We start from the raw sequence: 25283 nt of genomic DNA on the forward strand, positions 1-25283 counted from the left end.
CGGTCGTCCTGCCACAGGGGCGCCGGCAAGTCCTCTCTTCACACGACGTTGGCAGCGCTGGCTCCCGGCCCCGAGGTCGTCGGCGCCATGAACAGATCATCACCCAACCGGGCGGGAGGGTTGAAGGTCCGCGTTCGGGGGACACGCCAGTGGTGACGGCCCGCCGGCAACGCGGAAGGCCGGCCGGCCCTCACCTGGGTCATTCCCGGTTGAGCAGGTACGCCCGGTCCGCGGCGATGGTCACCGTTCACGTGGGTTCCCTCGGCCAGCGCCTCGCGGGAGTCCTTGCCCGACTCGGTCACCGTGACGGTGCCGCCGGTCGTCTCCACCTCGTAGTCGATGCTCGGTCCGTGGAACGTCGACCGCAGCACCACACCCATGCCGGTCCCACCGTCGGTGACTGACGGCTCAACTAATTCTCCGGGGCAGCCGGAGCCTGGTTCCTCCCTGCCCGCGGCGGCCCCCTCCGCCCGGTCTCCGGAGGTGGACGAGGCCGCGCTGCGCCACCTCCAGCAGGTCCACGGCCCGGTGCTGCTCAGCTTCCTGACCCGGTTGACCGGCGGTGACGTGCACCGGGCCGAGGACATCGCCCAGGAGGCACTGCTGTGTGCCTGGCGTCATCCGGAGGCGCGCCACGCCGACGGCCGCTGGAGCCGGGCGTGGATCTTCACGGTCGCGAAGCAGATCCTCATCGACCAGGGCCGGGCGGTCGAGGCCCACCCCGGCGAGGCACTCGAGCACGTCGAACGGGCGCGGGACGCCGCCGAGGTGCGGGCGGCGCTGGCCTCCCTGCCCGAGCGGCTGCGGATCACGCTTATCGAGATCTATTTTCAGGAACGGTCGGTGGCCGAGGCCGCCGAAGTCCTGGACGTGCCACCGGGCACGATGAGATCACGCACCTTCTACGCGCTACGGGCCCTGCGCGAGGCACTGGCCGGACGCGAATCCGACATTCGTGAACCGCCAGCGGAACGGCGGCCGCCGTCGTAGGGCAGGACAATCCGCCCGGATCACTGACCGCGCGACCGGGCAACCGAGTGGCGGCGGCCGGTCAGGCCGCCGTCCGGGTCAGCCGGCGAGGGTGGCTGAAGTGGCCCAGTTCGATCGCCATCCGGGTCAGCTCCGCCTTGTTGCTGACGTTCAGCTTCGCGCGGATCCGCTTCGCGTACGTGTTCACCGTCGCCTGCGAGAGGCCCATGCGGGTCGCGATCTGCGCGTGCGTGAAGCCGGAGGCGATGAACCGCAGCGTCTCGACCTCCCGCGGCGCCAGCCCGTTCTGCTCCTCGCCCCCGCCGCGCGCGAGCTCGCCCTGAAACTGATCGACCAGCCGCGGGCAGACGTAGAAGCCACCGCGGATGATCACCCGCACCGCCTCCCGCACGTCACGCTGTTCGCTGAGGCTGCTGAAACAACCCCGCGCCCCGGCCCGGACGGCGGCCAGCAGGCTCGGTGACCGGTGCCACGCCGCGCTCACCAGCGGCCGGCCCACCGTGGCCGCCCTCGCGATGTTGTCCGTCCCGCCGGACGGCAGCTCCAGCACCACCGCGTCGAACGTCTGACCACCGGCCAGCAGTTCGTCCACGTTCGCCACGGTGGCCGCGACGCGCAGACCGCCGTCGTCGGATGCCAGCTTTTCCAGGCCAGCCCGGGAGATAGGCTGATCGGAGACGATGGCCACTGTCAACACCGGGGCTCCTCCAAGCTGTCGGGCCCGTGTTCCACGGGCGCCACTGAGACGGATCCCGGCCCCGGCCGGTTCACGAACCGCGGAAATCCTCCAGCGTCCCGGTCGGTTGCGGTGGCGATGCCCCCCGATGAGGGACTTTCCCGTCCCGTACGAATCAAGCATGCTCGCCTGGTGTCTCGCGGCGCCCCGGCGTTCGACGAGGATGGGCAGGGAGCCCGGCGAGGGCTCGGACCAGCGGAAGCGGACCGGGGATTGATATCTGTGGCGGACGGCACCGAGCACGTCGAGGAGTTGCTCGGGCTCTACTACCTCGACGAACTCGACGCGGCCTCGGCCCAGCGGGTGCGCGCCCACCTCGACACGTGCGGAACCTGCCGCGAGGAGGCGGCGCAGGTGTGCGAGTCACTTGCGGCGATGGCCCTGCTCCTCGACGATCGGGAGAGGCTGGCGAGCATGTACGGCGCGCTCGGCACGTCGGTCCCACCGGCGTTCCCGGCCCGGTTCGCGCCGATCGAGGAACCCGAGGAGCCGCGGTCCCGGGTCGGCTGGCCCCGCCGGTCCGGCCGCAACCGCCCCACGGAGTCCGCAGCCGCGACTGATGGACCGGTGGTCGAACCCGCGCCGCCCGCTCCGGCGACGCGCACCGCCGTGGCGCCGGCCAGGGAAGCTCCCGCGCCGACGCCGGCCATGGAAGGTCCCGCGCCCACGGGGCCGCCCGCCGCGCTCGTCCTGCCGGCTGCGCCGCCCGCCGCGCCACCCCCGTGGCCGCCCGCCGCGCCCGCTCCGCCCCCCGCCGCACCCACCGCGTCGGCGCTATCGCTCGCGGTGCCGGACGTCGCGCCTGTCGTGCCGACCATCGTGCCTGTCGTGCCTGTCGTGCCTGTCGTGCCTGTGGCGCCGGCCGTCGCGCCTGTGGCCGCCGCCGAGCCGGCTGCCGTGCCGGTGAAGCCGAAGATCGCACCGGAGGTGCGCACCAAGCCCGTGAAGCGGCCGGCCCCGTCGACCGCGCCTGCTCCGGCCCCCCTGGCCACGCAACCGGCTGCGGAGAAGCGACCGGTCCGGCGTACCCAGTCGTTGATTGTCTCGATCGGGTTGCTGGCCGCGACCGTCACGCTCGGCGCGACCGCCGCGACCGCGATCCTGCGCGAGCACCCCGGCGAGCCCAGCGCGCCGGCGGCCCGGGCCGCCGGGAGCGCGGCGGCCTCGACGACCGACGTGGACAGCGGGGTGCGCATGACGGTGACGCTGACCGCGAAGGACGGGTTCACCGAGGTGCGTGCGACGCTGACCGGTCTGACCAAGGGAACCGGTTACCGGCTGTACGGCTACGGCCCGGACGACAAGCGGTGGGCGGTCGTGAACTGGACCGGCGGGGCGGGCAAGCAGCAGGAGGTGTCCGGCACGGTACCCGTCGCGATCGCCGGCATCTCGCACATGGCGGTGCAGCGCAGCGACCGCAAGACGGTGGTGACCGTGTACTTCTCGCTCGAGGGCGAAGCCGAGATCGGCGCCAACGGCGGCTGAGGCTCAGGCGGTGCTGGTGCCGTCCGGGACGGTGGAGTTGATGTCCGCGCCGGCGTAGATCTGGGCGGCGTTGTTGAGCCTGCCGACGAACTCACCGACCAGCCCGAGCACGGCGCCGCAGCCCTGCAACAGCTGGAACTGGCTGTACTGCATCTCCGCGGTCTGTTCCGGGTGCGGGTCCACCCAGTTGATGTAATAGCCGCCGCCGCTGTCGGTGAAGCCAGGCTCGCGATAGATACTGCCGTACGCGTCCCCCTCACGCCATTCCGGATTCAGTTGCGACTCTTTGCTGGCCCAGAAGATCCAGCTCGACCTGGCGATCGCGGAGTCGCGGAAGTGCTCGAAGTCGGCGATCTGGCCCGTCGTCGCCTGAAGGATCGTCGTTTCGGCGTCGTACATCTGGCCGGGGCTGACATCGTAGCTGCGCAGATCCGGCTCGCCCGGATCACCCGTGGAGGCGCTCGGGTCGGGCAGCAGGTTGCCGTGCTCGTCAACCGGCTGACCCTCACTGTTGGTGTAGCCGCCCTGGCCGTCCGAGGTGGGCGCCTCGAAGCCGATAAGGTCCTCGTTCTTCCCGCTGACGTGACGGCCGGTCGGCCACTCCTGGGTCAGATCGACCGGGACGACAGGGGGCGTGGAATCGCTCATGCCTACACGCTGCGCGCGTATCGGGGTGGCGGCAATGTCCCTCTTGGGACGACCCACAGCCGGCTCGCTACCGACGGGACCGGTTACCGGCTGAGGCTCAGGCGGTGCTGGTGCCGTCCGGGACGGTGGAGTTGATGTCCGCGCCGGCGTAGATCTGGGCGGCGTTGTTGAGCCTGCCGACGAACTCACCGACCAGCCCGAGCACGGCGCCGCAGCCCTGCAACAGTTGGAACTGGCTGTACTGCATCTCCGCGGTCTGTTCCGGGTGCGGATCCTTGTACGGCGCGTAGAAGCCGCTGCCGTCGTCATAGGGGCCGATCCACTTGACGTTGTTGTTGAGCGGGACCCCGTCATGGGCGACGGGGATCGTGTCCGACTCCTTGCTGGCCCAGAAGATCCAGCTCGACCTGGCGATCGCGGAGTCGCGGAAGTGCTCGAAGTCGGCGATCTGGCCCGTCGTCGCCTGAAGGATCGTCGTTTCGGCGTCGTACATCTGGCCGGGGCTGACATCGTAGCTGCGCAGATCCGGCTCGCCCGGATCACCCGTGGAGGCGCTCGGGTCGGGCAGCAGGTTGCCGTGCTCGTCAACCGGCTGACCCTCACTGTTGGTGTAGCCGCCCTGGCCGTCCGAGGTGGGCGCCTCGAAGCCGATAAGGTCCTCGTTCTTCCCGCTGACGTGACGGCCGGTCGGCCACTCCTGGGTCAGATCGACCGGGACGACAGGGGGCGTGGAATCGCTCATGCCTACACGCTGCGCGCGTATCGGGGTGGCGGCAACGTCCCTCTTGGTACGACCCACCGGCGCTGGAACGGGGTCTGGGGTGCTGCCCTGCCGCGTGGCTACGGTCGACCGGGAGGGTGAAGTGCAACCTACGGAGCGTGCATGGTGAGTGACGGTGCAACCAACTACGACGCTTCCGCGGTGCGGATCAACGTAGACATGTACTACATGCACCGGTCCGCAAGCGTCTACCTCGCTTCGCTGGTCACCAGCCTCCAGGACGACTGGAAGGAGATCGGCGCCACCTGGGATCAGCTCAAGATCGGCTGGCTCGGGGAGAGTTCCGAGGCGGCCGACACGTTCAACGAGCGCCTCAAAGACGTGCAGAACCGCCTGTTCGGCACCCCCGACCCGACCGACCCCACCAAGGTGGAGACGCCGGGCATCCTCGACCAGATCCGCTACGGCGCCGTGATGGCAGCAGCGAACTACAACGCCGCCGAGCACGCCGTGACAGACATGTTCGACGATTTCGTGCACGCCATCGCCGACGAGGGCGAGGGCGGCGGGGAACAGCAGGACACCACGTTGCCGCCGATCACCGTGGACTACAACACCAACCCGTATCCCACGCCGAAGACCGACGGCTGACGGCTGACGGCGCACCGTGTCGAAGGAGCGTAACGGGCACGCGAACCCCGAGGAGCTGCGCAAGCTCGCGGCCGACTGGCGTGCACAGGCCGAACGGCTGGAGTCCCTCGGCGGCACGATGATGTCGGCCTACAACGGCATCGAGTGGTTCGGGTTCGCATACCTCTCGGCGTCGATCGCGGCGAACGCGGTGAACGTCAAGCTGCGCAAGATGGCCGAGGCGGCGCGGGAATTCGCAGACTTCCTCGACGAGTACGCCGCCAAGGTCGAGGAGCAGATCAAGCGGGAGCGGGCGGCCGGGATCATCCAGGCCGTGCTGGCCATCCTCGGTCTGCTCACGATCGGCCTCGCGTTCGTGCTGGCACCCGCGCTCGCCGCCCTGTCGAGCCTGCTCGCCAGCCTGCTGCCGGCAATGAGCGCAGTGGCCGGACGGATCGCCACCATGGTGATCGACTTCGCGCTGGGCTTCCTCACGTTCGGTTCCATGCAGGTCGCGCTGGAGTTCGGCACCCGGGGAGTCGTCTTCGGGGCGATGGGCCTGCCGATGGAGGTGGGCAGCTCGGAGATCCTGCTGGGCGTCCTGCTCGCGGGCGGACTGGGCGGTCTGTTCTCGATCCGCGGTCTGTTCTCGAGCGTCAACTCGGTACCGCTGCTGGGTCCCCGCGGCGCCCCGCCGGTCCCGAAGATGCAGGCGCCGAAGATCACCAGGCCGGAAAGCGCCAACGGGCGGCTCGCCAGCTCGGCGCCGGTCAAGGGCCCGGACATCGCCAGCACACCCCGCGTCAGCGACGCCACGCCTGCGGTGAGCGCCAGCGACATAACGGCCGCGCCGGTGGTGCCGACCGCCGGCCACACCGCACCGACCGTGTCGGCCTCGTCCGCCGGCGACGCAAGCCGGCTGGCGGCCGGTGCGCCGGGCGGCTCCAAGGCGGTGAACGCGAACGCGTCCACCCAGCAGGCAACCGGCCACCTCAACCAGCCGCTCGCCGCACCGCCCCCCACCACGACAACGGCCGCACCACAGGGTGGCACGCGCGCCGACGGGCTACGGATGGCGAACCTCGACCGCACCGATCCCCACGTCGGCGCGCGCGGCGACTTCTCCCCGCAGGCCAACGCCCCTGCGGGGAACGTCGTCCGCCAGCCCGCCCAGCCCCAGACGACCGAGCGGGGTCTGACCGCGACGGCCCAGGGTCGTGGCGTCTCTCCCGAGTCGCCGGTGACCGGCCCGACGATCCACGCCACCCCGCCGGCCGGCCCGGCCACCGTGCCGCACGGGACGTCGCTGCCCCCCGCCATGCGCCCCGGCGGCCTGCCCGAGCCGTCGGTGCTGAACAGCGGCAACCACCTGATACCGCCGGCCGGCCGGCCCGGCGTCGCGGACCACGTGCCCGCCACCAACACCTCGCACGCCGTGGCGCCAGTCGGGCCCCGCGGCCCCGAGCGCGTACTCGACGAAACCGCCATCAGCTCCGCACCCCTCGCTCAGAAACAAGGAGCCCAGCCCTTCGACAAGATCCTCGAAAAGGCCCCCCGCATCACCGCCGACGGCACCGTCGTCCCGCCCCGTACCGCCGACATCGCGGCACCACAACACCCCGCCACGCCAACCACCCCAACCACACCCCGCAACCCCGAACGCGTACCGGACGAAACCGCCACCGGCACCTCACCCCTCAACTCGGAACTGAAAAACGAACGCCTCGACAAGCTCGTCGAAAGAGCCCCCCGCATCACCGCCGACGGCACCGTCGTCCCGCCCCGTACCGCCGACATCGCGGCACCACAACACCCCGCCACGCCAACCACCCCAACCACACCCCGCAACCCCGAACGCGTACCGGACGAAACCGCCACCGGCACCTCACCCCTCAACTCGGAACTGAAAAACGAACGTCTCAACAAGATCCTCGAGAAGGCCCCCCGCATCACCGCCGACGGCACCGTCGCCCCGCCCCGTACCGCCGACATCGCGGGGCCCACGCCGCGGCCTGAGGTGGACACGGCGGTGGCCGGGCATTCCGACCGGTCGGCCGCAACGGGGGTCGACTCGCGACTGCTGGACGCGTCGGCTCCACCGGCACCGGCACCGGCACCGACGCGGGCGGACGCGGGAGGCGCCCAGATCGAGCACGGCGCCGTGCCGCTGCGGCCGGACCCGGCGGCCACCCGGGCCGATGCTCCGGTGCCTACGGCCACGCCCCGGGCCAGCACCCCGGTCCCCGGGCGTCAGCTGCTGCAGACCGGCCCCGACGGGCGTATCGATTTCGTGCGGGTGTCCGCGGAGCCGGTGTTCCCGGGTGTAGGGCGCCGGTTCGGCGACGATGCGCACCTGGTGCCGGGTCCCAGCCGGCCGGGACCCGGCCAGCCGCTCGCGGACCCGGTCCCCCAGCGATCCGCCACCGGCCCGGACACGTCCTTCTCCTACACCGAGCTGCGCGCGGACGGCACGATGGGCCCGACCACGCTGCGCCCGGGCGAGAACGTCCTGCACTCGCAGCCGTTGAACGGCAAGCCGCAGGAGCAGATCCTCAGCTACTCGGCCCACGGCAAGTCGTGGGACGTCAACTCGGTCGCACCGGCGACTCGCCCGGACAGGGTCACCCCGCCGACGCAGATGCTCCGGCAGAACCCGGACGGCACCGTGGACCTTCTGACGTTCCAGAAGCCGCCGGCGCTCACGCCGGCGCCGCCGGTGAAGCCACGGCCCGGCGAAACGGCCTTCCACGACCTGGACGGACCGAGGGTGCGCCACGGCTGGCAGCCGCGCTCGATCGACCCGGGTGAGAGATTCACCGCCGAGCAGGTCAGCAAGCCGCAGTCGATCGGGGGGCAACGGGTCGACGGCAAGGAGCAGTTCTTCCAGCGTGAGCCCACGTCAGTGCTGTTCAAGGACCAAGCGAGCCACCAGTGGACGCCACTGGGGACGACCGAGGGCGTGGTGGGGCGGCCGAAGGGCTGGGGCCGGGACCCCGACGCCCCGCCCGTCACGGTTGGCAACTCGTCGCTCAGCAGGGAGGGCACCGGACAGGGCAACACCCACTACCGCTGGAACGAGACCAAGGGCGCGGTGGAGCCGGTGGAGGTGCCCGCCACGTCGCTCCAGGTGGCCGAGATCGGCACGCAGACCCGGTCGGTGGTCATCGACCGGTGGACGGCCACCAGCAGCGGGAGCGGCGGGGGCGGGCGCGGCGGCGGGGGCGGCGGCGGCGGCGGGATCGACTCGCTGCGCATGCTGCCGGACGGCACTCTCATTCCGGCGAACCCGAGAGCGATCACCGCCGACCAGATCAGATTCGACCCCAGGTCCGGGGCGATCACCATGGACGGCGCCCAGCCCACCGGTGGCCACTCGTTCGGCGGGGGCGGCGGTGCCCCGGGTCCGAGGGGTGGCGGCCTGTCCAGCCGCGGCCCGTCTCACGGATCGGCAACGCAGACCGACGACGGCGCGCTGACGTTCGTCAAGCCGACCAGGACCGCGGAGAGCAGCGCCGCCGCGATGGCGCGGGATGCCCGTGCCCACGCCGGTGCCTCGGGTGAGCGGCCCGATCCGGGCCGCACGCTGGGCAGTGACAAGCCCGCGACGGATCCCGGCGCCGGGATCGGCGGTCCGGCGGAGGCGAAGACCGCCCGCACCATCACCACCACCACCGACGGTCAGGTCGTGCTCGGCACCCCCGCCGAGGCGCCACGCAACGTGCTTCACAAGCCGCAGCCCGAACAGACGACCAGCGCCGAGATGGCGAGGCGCGCCCGCACCATCACCACCACCACCGACGGTCAGGTCGTGCTCGGCGCCCCCGCCGATGCGCCGCGCAACGTGCTTCGCAAGCCGCAGCCCGAACAGACGACCGGCACCGAGGTGCCGACTGCCACCCCGGCGCACGACGCGACCCCCGGCAGGCCGACCGACGCCGTGGCGAAACCGGAGACAGTGGCGCAACCGGAGACGCCGCCAGTGACGGTGAACCCGACGTCGACACCGGTGCCGACACCGACGTCGACACCGGTGCCGGTGCCGGTGCCGGTGGTGTCGATGCGGGCGCCACTCCCCCACGAGGCGCCCTACGTCATCGCGATGCCCGAAGGCCTCTCGATGACCGTGCAGGGCAACGTCATGCACCTGCACACCGGTCCCGCACCCACCCGACTGGCGCTACGCCCCGGACCGAACCTGACCGTCATCGTCGACAACTCCGTGACCAACCTGCCGACCATCCGGGCCGCGCTGACCGAACTGCACCCGTCACAGCCACCCGTATCAACCGTCGAGTTCGCCGACACCCGCGAGCGAGCCATCACGCCGCAACGCGCACAACAAATCGCCGACCGGCTACTCACCGGCCTACCCGGCACCCCAGAGATCAGCCTCCTCGCATCCACCCTCACCGACACCCCACCCGGGGCGGCAGCCGCAACGTCCTACCGGTTCGGCACATCGACCAACCCGACCGCTCCCCGTGACGTCGACGTCGACGTCGCGGCACCACAGCACACCGCCGGCCCCGTCGCGCCGCACGGCCCCGGGCGCGTGCTCGACGAGACCGCCGCCAGCGCCACCCACCCGACCCCCCAGCAACTGCGCGACCTGTACGTCACGTTCTTCGACCCACCCCGCAACACCACCGCCAGCCCAGCCCACCACCAGAACCTCGCGGGGCCCACGCCACGGCCGGGTGAGGTGGACACGGCGGTGGCCGGGCGTTCCGACCGGTCGGCCGCAACGGGGGTCGACTCGCGACTGCTGGACGCGTCGGCTCCACCGGCACGGGCGGACGCGGGAGGCACCCGGGCGGACGCCGTGGCGCAACCGGAGGCCCCGCCGGTGACAGTGGACCCGACGCCGGCACCGCCACCGGCACCGGCACCGGCGCTGGCTGTGTCGATGCGGGCGCCACTCCCCCACGAGACGCCCTACGTCATCGCGATGCCCGAAGGCCTCTCGATGACCGTGCAGGGCAACGTCATGCACCTCCACGCCGGGCCCGCACCCACCCGACTGGTGCTACGCCCCGGACCGAACCTGACCGTCATCGTCGACAACTCCGTGACCAACCTGCCGACCATCCGGGCCGCGCTGACCGAACTGCACCCGTCACAGCCACCCGTATCAACCGTCGAGTTCGCCGACACCCGCGAGCGAGCCATCACGCCGCAACGCGCACAACAAATCGCCGACCGGCTACTCACCGGCCTACCCGGCACCCCACAGATCAGCCTCCGCGCCTCCACCCTCACCGACACCCCACCCGGGGCACCAACCGCAACGTCCTACCGGTTCGGCGCATCGACCAACCCGACCCCAGACCACAACCTCCCGGTCACCCCGGCGCACGACGCGACCCCCGACACGCCCACCGACGCCCTGGCGCAACCGGCACCGGCACAGGCCGTCCAGTGGCCGATGCGCGCGCCACTCGCCCACGAGGCGCCCTACGTCACCGCGATGCCCGAAGGCCTCTCGATGACCGTGCAGGGCAACGTCGTGCACCTCCACGCCGGACCGGCACCCACCTGGATGGTGCTACGCCCTGGCCCGAACCTGACCGTCGTCGTGCACATGCCCACCAGCCCGCCAGCCATCCGGGCCGCGCTGACCGCGTTGCACCCGTCGCAGCCACCCATTGCCGTCGAGTTCGTCGACACCGCCGAGCAGGCCATCCCGCCGCGACGCGCACAACGGATCGCCGACCGGCTACTCACCGGCCTACCCGGCACCCCACAGATCAGCCTCCGCGCCTCCACCCTCACCGACACCCCACCCGGGGCACCAACCGCGACGCCCTACCGGTTGGGCGCATCGACGAACCCGGCCCCAGACCACAACCTCCCGGCCACCCCGGGGCACGACGCGACCCCCGATACGCAGACCAACGCCGTGGCGCAACCGGAGGCCCCGCCGGTGATGGTGGACCCCACGCCGACGTCGACGCCGCAACCGGTGCCGGCACCGACCGTGCCGATGCGGATGCCGCTCGCCCACGAGGCGCCCTACGTCACCGCGATGCCCGAAGGCCTCTCGATGACCGTGCAGGGCAACGTCATGCACCTGCACACCGGTCCCGCACCCACCCGACTGGCGCTACGCCCCGGACCGAACCTGACCGTCATCGTCGACAACTCCGTGACCAACCTGCCGACCATCCGGGCCGCGCTGACCGAACTGCACCCGTCACAGCCACCCGTATCAACCGTCGAGTTCGCCGACACCCGCGAGCGAGCCATCACGCCGCAACGCGCACAACAAATCGCCGACCGGCTACTCACCGGCCTACCCGGCACCCCAGAGATCAGCCTCCTCGCATCCACCCTCACCGACACCCCACCCGGGGCGGCAGCCGCAACGTCCTACCGGTTCGGCACATCGACGAACCCGAACGCTCCCGGTAACGCCGATGTCGCAGCGGACGCGGGAGACATCGGCGCCGTGCCGCTGCCGCCGGAGCCGGCGGTCACCCGGGTTTCGGTGCCTACGGCCACGCCCCGGGCCAGGACCCCGGTCCCCGGGCGTCAGCTGCTGCAGACCGGCCCCGACGGGCGTACCGATCTTGTGCGGGTGTCCGCGGAGCCGGTGTTCCCGGGTGTGGGGCGCCGGCTCAGCGACGGTGCGTACGTGGTGCCGCCCCTCCAGGAAGCCGCTACCGATCCGGAAACGTCCTTCTCCTACACCGAGCTGCGCGCGGACGGCACGATGGGCCCGACCACGCTGCGCCCGGGCGAGAACGTCCTGCACTCGCAGCCGTTGAACGGCAAGCCGCAGGAGCAGATCCTCAGCTACTCGGCCCACGGCAGGTCGTGGGACGTCAACTCGGTCGCATCGGCGACTCGTCCGGACGGGACCGCCCCGCCGACGCAGATGCTCCGGCAGAACCCGGACGGCACCGTGGACCTTCTGACGTTCCAGAAGCCGCCGGCGCTCACGCCGGCGCCGCCGGTGAAGCCACGGCCCGGCGAAACGGCCTTCCACGACCTGGACGGACCGGGGGTGCGCCACGGCTGGCAGTCACGCTCGATCGACCCGGGTGAGAGATTCACCGCCGAGCAGGTCAGCAAGCCGCAGTCGATCGGGCAACGGCTCGACGGCGCGGAGGTGTTCTTCCAGCGTGAGCCCACGTCAGTGCTGGTCAAGGACCAAGCGAGCCACCAGTGGACGCCACTGGGCAGGACCGAGGGCGTGGTGGCACCGCCGAACCCCTGGGGTCCGGCCCCTGACGCCCCGCCCGCCACGGTTGGCAAGCCGGCCGGCAACCCGTCGCTCAGCAGGGGGGGCACCGGACAGGGCACGTCGCCGGACAACACCCACTACCGCTGGAACGAGACCGAGGGCGCGGTGGAGCCGGTGGAGGTGTCCGCCACGTCGCTCCAGGTGGCCGAGATCGGCACGCAGACCCGGTCGGTGGCCATCAAGCGGTGGACGGCCACCGGCAGCGGGAGCGGCGGGAGCGGCGACGGCGGCGGCGACGACGGCAGGACCGACTCGCTGCGCATGCTGCCGGACGGCACTCTCATTCCGGCGAACTCGCGAGTGATCACCGCCGACCAGATCAGATTCGATCCCGAGTCCGGGGCGATCACCATGGACGGTGCCCAGCCCACCGGTGGCCGCTCGTTCGGCGGGGGCGGCGGTGCTCCGGGTTCGGGGGGCGGCGGTGCCCCGGGTCCGAGGGGTGGCGGCCTGTCCAGCCGCGGCCCGTCTCACGGATCGGCAACGCAGACCGACGACGGCGCGCTGACGTTCGTCAAGCCGACCAGCACCGCGGAGAGCAGCGCCGCCGCGACGGCGCGGGATGCCCGCGCCGGCGCGCCGGGCGAACGGCCCGATCCGGACCGCACGCCGGGCAGTGACAAGCCCGCGACGGGTCGGGCGCGGGATGCCCGCGCCCACGCCGGCGCCCCGGGCGAACGGCCCGATCCGGGCCGCACGCTGGGCAGCGACGAGCCCGCGACGGATCCCGGTGCCGGGATCGGCGGTCCGGTGGAGGCGAACACCGCCCGCACCGTCACCACCACCGACAAGGGTCAGGTCGTGCTCGGCACCCCCGCCGAGGCGCCACGCACCGTGCTTCGCAAGCCGCAGCCCGAACAGACGACCGGCGCCGAGGTGCCGACTCCCGACCCGACGCCCGGTGGGCACCCGGCAGCAACCACGCCGGCCGACCCGCCGCACGACCCGGCCCCCGGCACGCCGACCGACGCCGCGGCGCAACCGGAGGCAGTGCCGCAACCGGAGGCGCCGCCGGTCATGGCGGAACCGACGCCGACGCCGCCACGGGCACCGACGCCGCCGCCGGTACCGGCATCGGCACCGGCACCGGCCGTCTCGATGCGCGCGCCGCTCGCCCACGAGGCGCCCTACGTCACCGCGATGCCCGAAGGCCTCTCGATGACCGTGCAAGGCAACGTCGTGCACCTCCACGCCGGGCCCGCACCCACCTGGCTGGCGCTACGCCCCGGCCCGAACCTGACCGTCATCGTCGGCGGCACCGTGACCAGCCTGCCGACCATCCGGGCCGCGCTGGCCGCGCTGCACCCGTCGCAGCCACCCGTATCAACCGTCGAATTCCTCGGCACCCGCCAGCCCATCACGCCGCAACGCGCACAACGTATCGCCGACCGGCTGCTCACCGGCCTACCCGGCACCCCACAGATCAGCCTCCGCGCGTCCGCCCTCACCGACCCCCCGGCCGGGGCGCCAACCGCGACGTCGTACCGGTTCGGCGCATCGACGAACCCGACCGCAGGCCACAACCTCCGGCTACCCACCGACGCCGGCCAGCTCATCGAGGCCGCGCTGGCCGAGCAGGTGCTGCACGCCGCCGGGCTCGACGTGGACAGCCGGTTCCACGCCGCCCTCCGGCAATGGCGGGACGCACATCCGGAGCAGGCCGACCGCCTCGACGAGGTGCTGCCCGCCGTACGCGCCACGTTCGACGCCCGCACCGCACGGTCCTGGCAGCAACTGTGGGAGACCGGCGACGTCGGTCGCGGCTGGGCGACCGAGGTGGATCGGGCCGCGCGCGACCTGCCCGCGTTGCTGGACGCGGCTGTCGCCCGGCCTGCCCCGGTCGAGGCCCCGGCCGGCGCAACGGTCGACGATTCCGTCGCCGAACTCGCGGACGACATCTTCCGCCGCACCGTCAGCACCCTTGAGTACGACCGCGGGCTCGACGTGCCCGCTGGTCACCTGGCGGCGATGCGGGCCGCCTTCCGCACGAGCATGCAGGCGACCTACGACCGATCGGGCGGCGACGACTGGGACGAGCAGGTGGCCCAGCGATGGACGGATCTGCGCGCCGGCCTGATCGCCGCCGGCCTGGCGGTGGCCGCGGCCCAGGACGCCGCGCGGGCTTTCCACGGCTTCCTCGGCGACTGGGCCGGCCGGCCCGGCGCGCTCGACGCCACGATCTCGACGCACGCCGTCCGGCTACTCGGCGCACAGTTCGCCCGCGGCCACCTCGCCGCGCACGACAACCACGTCGTCGGGCTGGAGGCGTTGCAGCAACAGGCGTTCGACGACGCCCTGGCCGAGCTGCGCGACCCGTACACCCCGATCGTTACGCTGAGTCAGGCCGCGCGGACGCAGCAGTGGACGGCGTGGCAGGACGCGCTGCGCACCGACTACGCCGCCCGGATCGGCACCGCCGGGCGCGTCGAGCAGTTCCGGCCCGATCTCGTCGGCGCCTTCGCCGACGCGCTGGCCGACGCGGCCGCCTGGACCGGGCGGAGCCCGCAATCCGCGTCGCTCGACGGGCTGCCCGCCGAGGTGGCCGACCGGCTCCGGACGGAATTCGTCGCCGCCGGGCGTCACCTGTTCGACCAGGTGTGGGCGCTGGTGATCGCCAAGGGCACCCGCGACGACGACCCGGCATTCCAGGCGGCCGAGCACGATTGGCAGGTGCGCTACGAGCAGTTGCTGACCGCCGTACGCGGCACCCTCTACGACGCCCAGGCCGGGTACTTCACCACGGAGGCGCTGCGCCCGCACGCGAACGCGAACACACCCGTCGAGGGCGACGACACCAGGCCGCTGCCGGAGGCGACGCCGACGGCGTACGAGAGCGCCGCGCGCCCGGTCGTCGACCAGGCCCGTGCGGACATCCACGCGGCCCTGCACCGCCCCGGCCGGGACATCGACGACGCCACCCGGCAACGGATCACCGGCCAGCTCGACGCCAGCATCCGGGAGGCAACCAGCGCCGCGCGGACCCGGGCCGAACGTGGTGGCAACACCCCGGCGGTGGTGGCCGCCGCCATCGACGGACTGCGGGGTACGGTCGGCGACCTGGTGAGCTCGGTGCCCGTCCTGCTGCTGCACCACGCCCTGCTCGGCGAGCAGGTGCGTGCCGCCGCTGCCGCCTTCCGCGACCTGCCCACCATCGACCTGCCGGCGCCGGTCAGCGAGGCGCTGGGCCGGTCGTTCACGCTGGACTGGCTGACCGCGTACGACGAGCTGTTCCGCGGCACGGCGGGGGCGACCACCGGGCTGCCCGAGCTCGCGGAGACCGTCCAGCTGGGCGCGCCCGCACAACACCTGACCGACGGGGCGCCGCGCACGGCTCTGTTCGACGGGGCCGCTGCCCTGCCCGGCCGCCCGGCCGCGCGTACCGAGCGGCCCAGCGACCCGGCGATCGTCCGGCGCACCACGCGGGTCGACGCACAGATGTCGCCGACGCTGCAGCAGTGGGCGGTGCGGCGGCTGGTGCGGGGGCACGTACGCCCGGAGGGGTTCGTGCCGCCCGCGCCGTTCGGTCTGCGGAAGTCGCCGGACGGGACGTACGCGCTGCCCGACGGCTGGGTGATCGAGGATCTGCCGTGGTACGCCTGGGCGCGCCCGGCGCAGGTGCGCGACGAGGCACTGGCCACCCGGATCCGCGCCGGCGAGTTCGCCGGAGACATCCGTTTCATCGTCGGCGAGCCCGGTGTGGCCGTGCCGACCGCCGTCACCACGGCCGGGCTGGACCTGCTCGTCCGGATGCCCGAGGTGCCGGGTGAGCCGGTCCCGGTGCGCTGGTTCAGCGACTCCGAGCCGACCGGTCCGGCGCCCGATACGCGGACGGCGGCGGACCAGGCCGCCGACACCCTGGCCGCGAACGGGCACCCCGAGGTCCGCGACGCCTTCCTCGCCGAGACCGACCCGGTCCGCCGAAACGGGCTGCTCGCCGGGCTGCTCGGCGAGGGCGACGCGGTGCTGAGCGTCCTGCCCGCGCTGCACACCGCCCTGCCGGTCGTGAAAGCCTCGGACGCGGCGATGGCGTGGTTGCTGGGATACGCCCACGAAGCCGCCCGGGGTGAGCCCCTGCCGGTCGCCGAGGTGCGCGCCGCGGCCATGCGTCTGCACACCGAGACGAAGACGACGCTGATGGACGGCCTGCACCTGCTGGCCGTCGCGAACCCGGAGCGGAGGCAGGTGTTGCACGCCCTCGGCGCGCTGATCCTGGACTGTTGAGCGGGCGAGCGGGAACCGAGATGGGACCGGCTCGCTCCGCGGACGCGTACGCCACCGTCCATCGCCGAGGGCCTGGCCCGGCTCGCCACCCGGGAGCAGCGCAACGTCGACGCCAGGGCCGCGCTGGGCCTACCGAGGGCGTAGCAACGCGGGGCCGGGCGCCCACTCGGTGACGTGCGCGGCGGGGGCGCTCGCGCTGATCACCGAACCGCGCCGGGCAGCGCGGCCGAGCAGTTCGCTGCTCGCTCACGTCAATCCCGGCCGGCAGCCGGTCGGCCCGGAGACCCCCTCCATGCGGGAGCGCCCGGTGGGTGACCTACAGGCGCGAGGTGCCAACGGCGGAGATGAGGGCACGCTGCGGCGCAGCGTGGGTGCCGGACCTGGTCAACAGCTCGAACGGGATCTTCGCGCACCACGACAGGGTGTGGCGACCCGTGGGGCTCCTGCCGCCAGCACCCGGCGGCGAGTCATGGCGTGCCGACTCGATGGTGGGCACGCAGGGCAGCCGGACCGGCGCCGCCCACTCCGAGCGCGGGGCCGCGGGGCCGCGGGGCCGCGGGGGTGCGGGGGTGAACGTCAGGTCTGGCGCGGGGTCGGCGCGCGGGCCCGTCCGGCAGGCCCCCGGTGAGGTACGCCTCGGTCAGCCGCCGGTCGTCCGCGTCCCGGGTCAGCCCGGTGCCGGAGACCGGGGCCGCCACCCCGGCCGCGTCCCCGTCCGCCAGGGCATCCGGGCTCGCGCTAGCAACTCGTCAGGACGCCGCCGGCGGCACGGCGACGCACATCGGCATGGTGCCGGCTTGCTCTTGTCTACCCGGCTACTGCTGGATCGACTGGAAGATCTCGTTGAGTGAGCTCATCCGGTGCTCGGTCAACTCGCGCAGCTGTGCGCCGGCGTCCTGGAGAGCGGCGAGCACCAACTCCTCCATTTCCTCCGGGTCGGTGTCGGCGAACAGGTCCCGACCCAGGCGTACGCCGGTGAAGGTGCCCGCCGCGGTCACCGAGACCCGTACCGCACCGTTGGCGGCCGTGCCGGTGACCTCGGTGGCCGACAGCCGGTCGCGCATGGCGGCCACCTGGTCCTGCACCGCCTGCGCCTGCTCCAGCATCCGGTCCAAGTCCGACATGGGATCCTCCCTCAGCGCCCTGACCAGGTACGCACGTTGGCCCATTCGCCCTCGGCGTAGTTGTTCCACGACAGGTTCATCGCCGAGGCGATCCTGCCGAGGACACCGGCCTCGCCGAACAGGCCGTTGGCGGCGATGTTCCACTCCTGCTGCAGACCTTGGTAATAGGACTGGGCCGGACCCTGCCACTGGTCCTGCAGGGGCACCAGCTTGTTGATCAGCGCCGCGAGCTGGTCTTCGATTTCGGCGGCTTTGGCGTTGAGCGTCTGCCCGGCCATCTCCAGCTCCGCCGGGACGCGCAGGTGGCTGGTGGTGGGATCTGGCATGGATCTCTCCTGTTCGTGGCGGGAGGGCTAGAGGTTCGCGCCGGGGATGTCCTGGTTGACGGCAACGAGGCTGTTGATGTTGGCCTGCTCGGCATCGACGTAGTTGTGGAAGTTGCCGCGCAGGCCACTGCCGATGTCGGTCAGCGCGTTGTGCAGCATCCGGCCGAACACGTCGAAGTCGTTCATGAGGATCTCGAACTGTCCGGCCGCGACGCCGTGCCAGATCGCCTGCATCTGCACCACAGTCGACCGCAGGCTGGCAAGCTCGCCGTCGATATCCGTCGCGGTCACGTCACAGCTGGCCGCGGCGTCCATGATCATTTCCGGTGTTACGAGAATGTGGTCCATCGCAACTTCTTCCTTCCGCTGCCGTCGACAGCTGTTATGCCTTCATCAGGATGGTGGTGCGGCGCGGACAGCGCGAGTGACCTCTTTGCAGGACACCGTGACAGTCCCCGGGCTCAGCGCTGCGTCATCGACCCTTGGACGTCATGCTCGTGAGGTTCGCGCCCTCGGCCCCGACGTAGTTGTCGTACGACTTCTGCATCGCCGCGACGGCGTCATCGAGCAGGCCCTGGGTATCGGTGGTGAGTTTCTTCAGGTCGGTGGTGAGGGCCTCGTACTTGTCCCCCGCCGGGCTGTTCCACGATTCACAGATCGACTGCAGGTGGATCGCCATCGCCTTGAGGTTGCCGTCGATCGAGTCGCGCTGCTTACGCACACTGCTGATCGACTCCCCGAGCAGCGGGATCTGCACGGCGTACTCGTAGCGCTTGCCGTCCACGACGACGGCGACCGGCTTGCCATTGCCGTCGGTGATCATCCCGTTCTTCGAGTCGTACATGAGGGTGGTGAGCCCGTCGGCCCCGTACGAGATGGTGACGTTCTTGCCGTCCTTGCTCCCGTGCAACGGGCGGCCCCGACCGTCGAACGTGTCGTATATCCACCCGTCGGCCTGCATCAGTACGACGTCACCGCCGGGGTTGCGGTTGACGACCGTGCCGTCCTGGTACGTCCACACACTCGAGCCGTCGTCGGAGTACTTGATGTCGACGGCGTTGGTCTTGCCGTCCTCGGCGCCGTGCGTGGGCCGTCCCTGCCCGTCGAACCTGTCGAACGTCCACCCAGCGGCCTGCACCCCCGTCACGGTTCCCGCCGGGTCCCGCCGGACCGTCGTGCCGTCGCCGTACTTCCACGTGCTCGACCCGTCCGGGGCGTACGTGATGGTGAACTGCTGGGCCGGCTCCCCGTTCGTGCTCGGCACGGTGCCGTGCGTGGGGTTGCCCTTCGCGTCGAACTGGTCGAAGGTCATGCCGTCCTTCAGCACCTGCCGGGTGGTGTCGCCCTCGGCGTTGCGATACACCTTGGTGCCGTTGCCCTGGTAGGTCCAGATGCTCGACCCGTCGGCGCCGTAGGTGATGTCGACCTGCTGCGCCGGGTCGCCGCCCCGGCCGGGAACCGTCCCGTGGGTGGGCCTGCCGTCGCCGTTGAACGCGTCGAAGACGCTGCCGTCATTCAGCTCCTGCCGGGTCGCCGTCCCGTCCGCGGCGCGGAAAATCTTCGAGCCGTCGCCCTGGTAGCTCCAGATGCTCGACCCGTCGGCGCCGTAGGTGATGTCGACCTGCTGCGCCGGGTCGCCGCCCCGGCCGGGAACCGTCCCGTGGGTGGGCCTACCGTCGCCGTTGAACGCGTCGAAGACGGTGCCCTCGGAGGTGGTCTGCCGAACCACCTCGCCGTCAGGGTTGCGGTCGACCTTGGTGCCGTCGGCGTAGGTCCAGGTGCTGCTGCCGTCACCGCCGTAAGTGATGTCCACCGCCTGCGCGGGCTGCCCATCGGCCCCCGGCACGGTGCCGTGCGTGGGCTTGCCCTCAGGGGTGAACCGGTCGAACGTCACACCATCCGCGCTCACCTCACGCGTAACGTCACCAGCGGCATTGCGGTCGACCGTCGTGCCGTCGGCGTAGGTCCAGGTGCTGCTGCCGTCACCGCCGTAAGTGATGTCCACCGCCTGCGCGGGCTGCCCATCGGCCCCCGGCACGGTGCCGTGCGTGGGCTTGCCCTCAGGGGTGAACCGGTCGAACGTCACACCATCCGCGGTCACCTCACGGGTGACGTCACCAGCGGCATTGCGGTCGACCGTCGTGCCGTCGGCGTAGGTCCACGTGCTCGACCCGTCAGCGCCATAGGCGATGTCCACCGCCTGCGCGGGCTGCCCATCCGACCCCGGCACCGTGCCGTGCGTGGGCTTGCCCTCAGGGGTGAACCGGTCGAACGTCACACCATCCGCCGTCACCTCACGCGTAACGTCACCAGCCGCATTGCGGTCCACCGTCGTGCCGTCGGCGTAGGTCCACGTGCTGCTGCCGTCACCGCCGTAAGCGATGTCCACCGCCTGCGCCGGCTGCCCATCCGACCCCGGCACCGTGCCGTGCGTGGGCTTGCCCTCAGGGGTGAACCGGTCGAACGTCACACCATCCGCGCTCACCTCACGCGTAACGTCACCAGCCGCATTGCGGTCCACCGTCGTGCCGTCGGCGTAGGTCCACGTGCTGCTGCCGTCACCGCCGTAAGCGATGTCCACCGCCTGCGCCGGCTGCCCATCCGACCCCGGCACCGTGCCGTGCGTCGGCTTGCCCTCAGGGGTGAACCGATCAAACGTCACACCATCCGCGGTCACCTCGCGGGTGACGTCACCAGCGGCGTTACGGTCGACGGTCGTGCCGTCGGCGTACGTCCACGTACTCGACCCGTCACCGCCATAAGCAATCGACACGTCCTGCGCGGGCCGCCCATCGGCGCCCGGCACCGTTCCATGCGTCGGCCTCCCATCAGCAGTGAACCCGTCGAACGTCACACCATCCGCCGTCACCTCACGCGTAACGCCACCAGCCGCATTGCGATCGACCGTCGTGCCGTCGGCGTAGGTCCACGTGCTGCTGCCGTCACCGCCGTAAGCGATGTCCACCGCCTGCGCCGGCTGCCCATCCGACCCCGGCACCGTGCCGTGCGTGGGCTTGCCCTCAGGGGTGAACCGATCAAACGTCACACCATCCGCGGTCACCTCGCGGGTGACGTCACCAGCGGCGTTACGGTCGACGGTCGTGCCGTCGGCGTACGTCCACGTACTCGACCCGTCACCGCCATAAGCAATCGACACGTCCTGCGCGGGCCGCCCATCGGCGCCCGGCACCGTTCCATGCGTCGGCCTCCCATCAGCAGTGAACCCGTCGAACGTCACACCATCCGCCGTCACCTCACGCGTAACGCCACCAGCCGCATTGCGATCGACCGTCGTGCCGTCCGCATAGGTCCACGTGCTGCTGCCGTCACCGCCGTAAGCGATGTCCACCGCCTGCGCCGGCTGCCCATCCGACCCCGGCACCGTGCCGTGCGTCGGCTTGCCCTCAGGGGTGAACCGATCAAACGTCACACCATCCGCGGTCACCTCGCGGGTGACGTCACCAGCGGCGTTACGGTCGACGGTCGTGCCGTCGGCGTACGTCCACGTACTCGACCCGTCACCGCCATAAGCAATCGACACGTCCTGCGCGGGCCGCCCATCGGCGCCCGGCACCGTTCCATGCGTCGGCCTCCCATCAGCAGTGAACCCGTCGAACGTCACACCATCCGCCGTCACCTCACGCGTAACGCCACCAGCCGCATTGCGATCGACCGTCGTGCCGTCCGCATAGGTCCACGTACTCGACCCATCACCGCCATAAGCGATGTCGACCGCCTGCTGCCCATCGGCCCCCGGCACCGTTCCATGCGTCGGCCTGCCGTCGACGTTGAACCGGTCGAACGTCGCACCATCCGCCGTCACCTCACGCCTAATGCCACCAGCCGCATTCCGATCGACCGTCGTGCCGTCCGCGTAGGTCCAGGTGCTGCTGCCGTCGCCGCCGTAGGCGATGTCGACCGCCTGCGCCGGCTGGCCGTCGGCCCCCGGCACCGTGCCGTGCGTCGGCCTGCCATCAGCAGTGAACCCGTCGAACGACGCACCATCCGCCGTCACCTCACGCGTAACGCCACCAGTCGCGTTACGGTCGACCGTCGTGCCGTCGGCGTACGTCCACGTACTCGACCCATCACCGCCATAAGCGATGTCGACCGCCTGCGCCGGCTGGCCGTCGGCCCCCGGCAGCGTGCCGTGCGTCGGCCTGCCATCAGCAGTGAACCCGTCGAACGACGCACCATCCGCCGTCACCTCACGCGTAACGCCACCAGCCGCATTGCGATCCACCGTCGTACCGTCCGCGTAGGTCCACGTACTCGACCCGTCGGGGCCGTAGGCGATCGACACGTCCTGCGCGGGCTGCCCATCGCCCCCCGGCACCGTGCCATGCGTCGGCCTGCCATCAGCAGTGAACCCGTCGAACGACGCACCATCCGCCGTCACCTCACGCGTAATGCCACCAGCCGCATTGCGATCCACCGTCGTACCGTCCGCGTAGGTCCACGTACTCGACCCGTCACCGCCGTACGTGATGGAGACGTCCTGGTTTCCCGGAAGGGTCCCATGGGTGGGCCTGCCATCCGCGGTGAACCGGTCAAACGACGCACCATCCGCAGTGACCTGACGCGTAACGTCACCAGCCGCATTCCGATCCACCGACGTGCCATCCGCATAGGACCACGTACTCGACCCGTCACCGCCGTAAGCGATGTCGACCGCCTGCGCCGGCTGCCCATCGGCCCCCGGCAGCGTGCCGTGCGTGGGCCTGCCGTCCGCGGTGAACCCGTCGAACGACGCACCATCCGCGGTCACCTGACGCGTAACGTCACCAGCCGCATTCCGATCCACCGTCGTACCGTCCGCGTAGGTCCAGGTACTCGACCCGTCACCGCCGTACGTGATGGAGACGTCCTGGTTCCCCGGGAGGGTCCCGTGGCTGGGCCTGCCGTCGGCGGTGAACCCGTCGAAGACGGTTCCGTCGGGGAGTTGCTGGCGCACGGGACGGCCGTCGCTGTCGTAGTCGACGACTGTGCCGTCGGCGCTGGTCTCGGTGGGCACGTCGGTCTCCTCGACTGGCGGCGGGCATGCGCTTCGAGACTAGGAGCGACGACAGAGCAGACGGCAAGACACTTGTTCGGGGACGTCGGAGGCTGTTTCGGGAGGAACTTTGCGACGTCCTCGAACCGGCACGGGCTTTCAGCCGTTCTATGGCGGAACCTGGTGTGGGAGGTAGCAATGTTGGAAGTCGCTGTCGTGGCAGATCAACCGATCTGGCGAGCCGGCCTGGAAAAGCTGGCCGGCGACGATCCGGATCTGCGGATGGTCGCGGCGGTGGCTGCGCTGACGGACCTGCCGGCCGGTGCGACGTACGACCTGGTCGTTCTGGATGCAGCGGAACCGGATGCGTCGACGCTGGGGCTGGTCCGCGGGGCCACGCCGTTCGGGCATCTGCTCGTCAGCGCGGACTGGACGGGCCGCCCGAAGCTGATGGCGGCGATCCGGGCCGGGGCGCGCGGCTGCGTGAGCCGACTCGCGGAGCAGGAGGCGGTGCGGGAGGCCATGCGGGTGACCGCGCAGGGTGGCTTCTACCTGTGCCCGCGGCTGGCGGACCGGTTCCCGGCCGAGTTGCCGGGTTCTCCCGCCGACGAGCAGGGCGGGCTCGCACCGCGGGAGGTGGAGACGTTGCGGTGGATTGCGTCCGGCTTCACGCACTCGCAGATCGCTACGCGGATGGGCCTTTCCCAGGCGACGGTCAACACGTACGCGAAGCGGATCCGCGCGAAGCTGAACGCCAACAATAAGGCCGAGCTGACCCGCCGCGCGATCGAGCTCGGCCACTTGACGTCCTTGAAGAGCTAGAAGATCGTGCGTCCCATCATCATCAGGTGGCCGAAGACGCCGAAGACGCCCATGGTCAGCGGCGCGATGAGGATCGCCGCGAGGACGCCGAGCGCTTCGGCGCGGCTGCGGCGGATCGGCGGTTTGGGGCCGGGTCCGTGTGGCTTGGCTGGCGGCATGAACACGCTCATCGCGACTCCGGCCGCGATGACGAGCAGTCCCGCCCCGAGCAGGATGACCGCTGCCACGCCGCCGGAGGTGGCGTACGCGCGGGCTGCGGCGACCAGCAGCCCGAAGACGCCGATGGTTGCCGCCCCGCCGAGTAGGTAGAGCTCGGTGGTGAACGCCGCTCCGCGTGCCCTGACGGCGATGGCGATGCAGATGAAGAGGGCGAGGATCACGGCGAACCAACGTCCGGAGAGGGCCAGCACGGGCATCGCCACGGCGAGGGCGAGGACCGGACCGGCCAGCACGATGGGCAGGATCCGGGCCGAGGTGTGCACGAGCTCGGGGATGGGCCGCACGGGCGTCCAGGCTGTGATGAGGGCGGCGATGCGGCGGCCGAGGGCCAGCATTCCGGTGGCGACCGCAGCGGCGATCGCGGCGGATTCGACGGTGTCGGCTTCCAGGCCGGCGGTGAGTGCGACGGTCAGACCGCCCGCGAGCAGAGATACCTCGGCCGCGACGAAGATCGTTTCGGGCAGCATCGCGATCGCCATGAGCATCGCGGTGTTGGCGCCGATGGCGGCGCCGCCCCAGGCCCAGTCGCTGCCGCCGAGGCCACGGGCGATGAGCAGACCGGCGCCGGCGAGGCCGGGTACGGCGGTGAGCGCGGCGGTCAGCACGAGGCCGACCGGCACCGCGGTCTGGCGTTGGCGCAACCCCCAGGCGGTGCCGAGCAGAGCCATGCTGGCGACGGTGAGCCCCACAGCCGCACCGGTGTCGGTGCCGTAACTCAGCGAGAGCAGGACGGCCGCCGCGATCAGCAGGATGAGGCCGAGGGCGAGCACGACAGGCCCGGGGTGGACGCTGTTGCGGCGTAGCTGTTCGGTTTCCTCGGCGACGGCCTCGTCGATGTCTTTGACGTCGAGGACGTCGACCGTGCCCGCTGCGAGGTCGTACAGGTAAAGCACCTCGCCGTCGACGACACCGGCCTGCAGCAGTCCGGTGTCGAGGGCGAACGGCCCGGTGTCGGGGCGGGCCAGCGACCAGACGGGTGGAAGCTGGTCGGAGCCGTCCTGGCCGCAGATTTCGGCGAGGCGGGGGCTGTACTCCCCCACCGGGCTGAGCGACGGCAGTGCGATGTCGACGCTGCGATAGGTGCCCACCACTGTGACCCGGGTGTGTTCGTTCGCCATGCGA

Annotated in this window: 14 protein-coding genes; 5 read left to right on the plus strand and 9 right to left on the minus strand. The window is 71.4% G+C overall.

Annotated features, from left to right (window positions below; translation table 11 throughout):
- Positions 1–38: 38 nt before the first annotated feature.
- Positions 39–380, minus strand: a complete 342-nt coding sequence (locus GA0070619_RS32820) for a hypothetical protein (RefSeq protein ID WP_088949078.1) — start codon at positions 378–380, stop codon at positions 39–41.
- Between the two features lie 103 nt (positions 381–483).
- On the opposite strand from GA0070619_RS32820, the gene GA0070619_RS17660 reads away from it, so the two are divergent.
- Positions 484–990 carry a sigma-70 family RNA polymerase sigma factor gene (locus GA0070619_RS17660; protein ID WP_231927081.1) on the plus strand — a complete coding sequence of 169 codons (507 nt, stop codon included), beginning with the start codon at positions 484–486 and terminating at the stop codon, positions 988–990.
- 61 nt (positions 991–1051) lie between these two features.
- On the opposite strand, the gene GA0070619_RS17665 is transcribed toward GA0070619_RS17660, so the two are convergent.
- Positions 1052–1687 (minus strand): response regulator transcription factor, encoded by a 636-nt coding sequence (locus tag GA0070619_RS17665; RefSeq protein ID WP_157744034.1) that lies wholly within the window; start codon positions 1685–1687, stop codon positions 1052–1054.
- A 261-nt stretch (positions 1688–1948) separates the two neighbouring features.
- Between GA0070619_RS17665 and GA0070619_RS17670 the strand changes: the two genes are divergently transcribed.
- Positions 1949–3211, plus strand: coding sequence for a zf-HC2 domain-containing protein (locus GA0070619_RS17670; protein ID WP_172862062.1), 1263 nt, complete (start codon positions 1949–1951; stop codon positions 3209–3211).
- A 3-nt stretch (positions 3212–3214) separates the two neighbouring features.
- Here the strand turns inward: GA0070619_RS17670 and GA0070619_RS17675 are convergent, their stop codons facing one another.
- Positions 3215–3916, minus strand: a complete 702-nt coding sequence (locus GA0070619_RS17675) for a hypothetical protein (protein WP_157744035.1) — start codon at positions 3914–3916, stop codon at positions 3215–3217.
- Positions 3917–3956: 40 nt separating this feature from the next.
- The gene (locus GA0070619_RS17680) at positions 3957–4601 is read right to left on the minus strand and encodes a hypothetical protein (RefSeq protein ID WP_088949082.1); all 645 of its coding nucleotides are present in this window, start codon (positions 4599–4601) and stop codon (positions 3957–3959) included.
- A 144-nt stretch (positions 4602–4745) separates the two neighbouring features.
- On the opposite strand from GA0070619_RS17680, the gene GA0070619_RS17685 reads away from it, so the two are divergent.
- Positions 4746–5231: a hypothetical protein gene (locus GA0070619_RS17685; RefSeq protein WP_157744036.1), complete on the plus strand. Its 486-nt coding sequence runs from the start codon at positions 4746–4748 to the stop codon at positions 5229–5231.
- Positions 5232–5247: 16 nt separating this feature from the next.
- Complete coding sequence (locus GA0070619_RS17690) at positions 5248–16677, plus strand: hypothetical protein (protein WP_088949084.1); 11430 nt, start codon at positions 5248–5250, stop codon at positions 16675–16677.
- 815 nt (positions 16678–17492) lie between these two features.
- On the opposite strand, the gene GA0070619_RS32825 is transcribed toward GA0070619_RS17690, so the two are convergent.
- From GA0070619_RS32825 to GA0070619_RS32450, 4 genes are all read right to left on the minus strand, one after another.
- A complete protein-coding gene (locus GA0070619_RS32825; protein ID WP_172862063.1) occupies positions 17493–17801 on the minus strand; it encodes a YbaB/EbfC family nucleoid-associated protein in 309 nt (102 codons plus the stop codon).
- 11 nt (positions 17802–17812) lie between these two features.
- Complete coding sequence (locus GA0070619_RS32830; protein ID WP_088949086.1) at positions 17813–18127, minus strand: WXG100 family type VII secretion target; 315 nt, start codon at positions 18125–18127, stop codon at positions 17813–17815.
- A 27-nt stretch (positions 18128–18154) separates the two neighbouring features.
- Entirely contained in the window at positions 18155–18475 is a 321-nt protein-coding gene (locus GA0070619_RS17705) for a WXG100 family type VII secretion target (protein ID WP_088949087.1), read from the minus strand.
- Positions 18476–18599: 124 nt separating this feature from the next.
- Positions 18600–23141, minus strand: a complete 4542-nt coding sequence (locus GA0070619_RS32450) for a beta strand repeat-containing protein (RefSeq protein ID WP_157744037.1) — start codon at positions 23139–23141, stop codon at positions 18600–18602.
- 195 nt (positions 23142–23336) lie between these two features.
- On the opposite strand from GA0070619_RS32450, the gene GA0070619_RS32455 reads away from it, so the two are divergent.
- The gene (locus GA0070619_RS32455) at positions 23337–23942 is read left to right on the plus strand and encodes a response regulator transcription factor (protein WP_157744038.1); all 606 of its coding nucleotides are present in this window, start codon (positions 23337–23339) and stop codon (positions 23940–23942) included.
- On the opposite strand, the gene GA0070619_RS17715 is transcribed toward GA0070619_RS32455, so the two are convergent.
- Positions 23939–25279 (minus strand): EsaB/YukD family protein, encoded by a 1341-nt coding sequence (locus GA0070619_RS17715; RefSeq protein WP_088949088.1) that lies wholly within the window; start codon positions 25277–25279, stop codon positions 23939–23941. The genes GA0070619_RS32455 and GA0070619_RS17715 overlap by 4 nt on opposite strands.
- Between the last annotated feature and the right edge of the window lie 4 nt (positions 25280–25283).

The sequence above is a fragment of the Micromonospora zamorensis genome, from assembly GCF_900090275.1.
GTDB lineage: Bacteria > Actinomycetota > Actinomycetes > Mycobacteriales > Micromonosporaceae > Micromonospora > Micromonospora zamorensis.

Coding starts and splice junctions, on each gene's coding strand:
- GA0070619_RS17715 (WP_088949088.1), bottom strand. CDS start 25,279: ATGGCGAACGAACACACCCGGGTCACAGTGGTGGGCACCTATCGCAGC.
- GA0070619_RS32830 (WP_088949086.1), bottom strand. CDS start 18,127: ATGCCAGATCCCACCACCAGCCACCTGCGCGTCCCGGCGGAGCTGGAG.
- GA0070619_RS17705 (WP_088949087.1), bottom strand. CDS start 18,475: ATGGACCACATTCTCGTAACACCGGAAATGATCATGGACGCCGCGGCC.
- GA0070619_RS32825 (WP_172862063.1), bottom strand. CDS start 17,801: ATGTCGGACTTGGACCGGATGCTGGAGCAGGCGCAGGCGGTGCAGGAC.
- GA0070619_RS17680 (WP_088949082.1), bottom strand. CDS start 4,601: ATGAGCGATTCCACGCCCCCTGTCGTCCCGGTCGATCTGACCCAGGAG.
- GA0070619_RS32820 (WP_088949078.1), bottom strand. CDS start 380: ATGGGTGTGGTGCTGCGGTCGACGTTCCACGGACCGAGCATCGACTAC.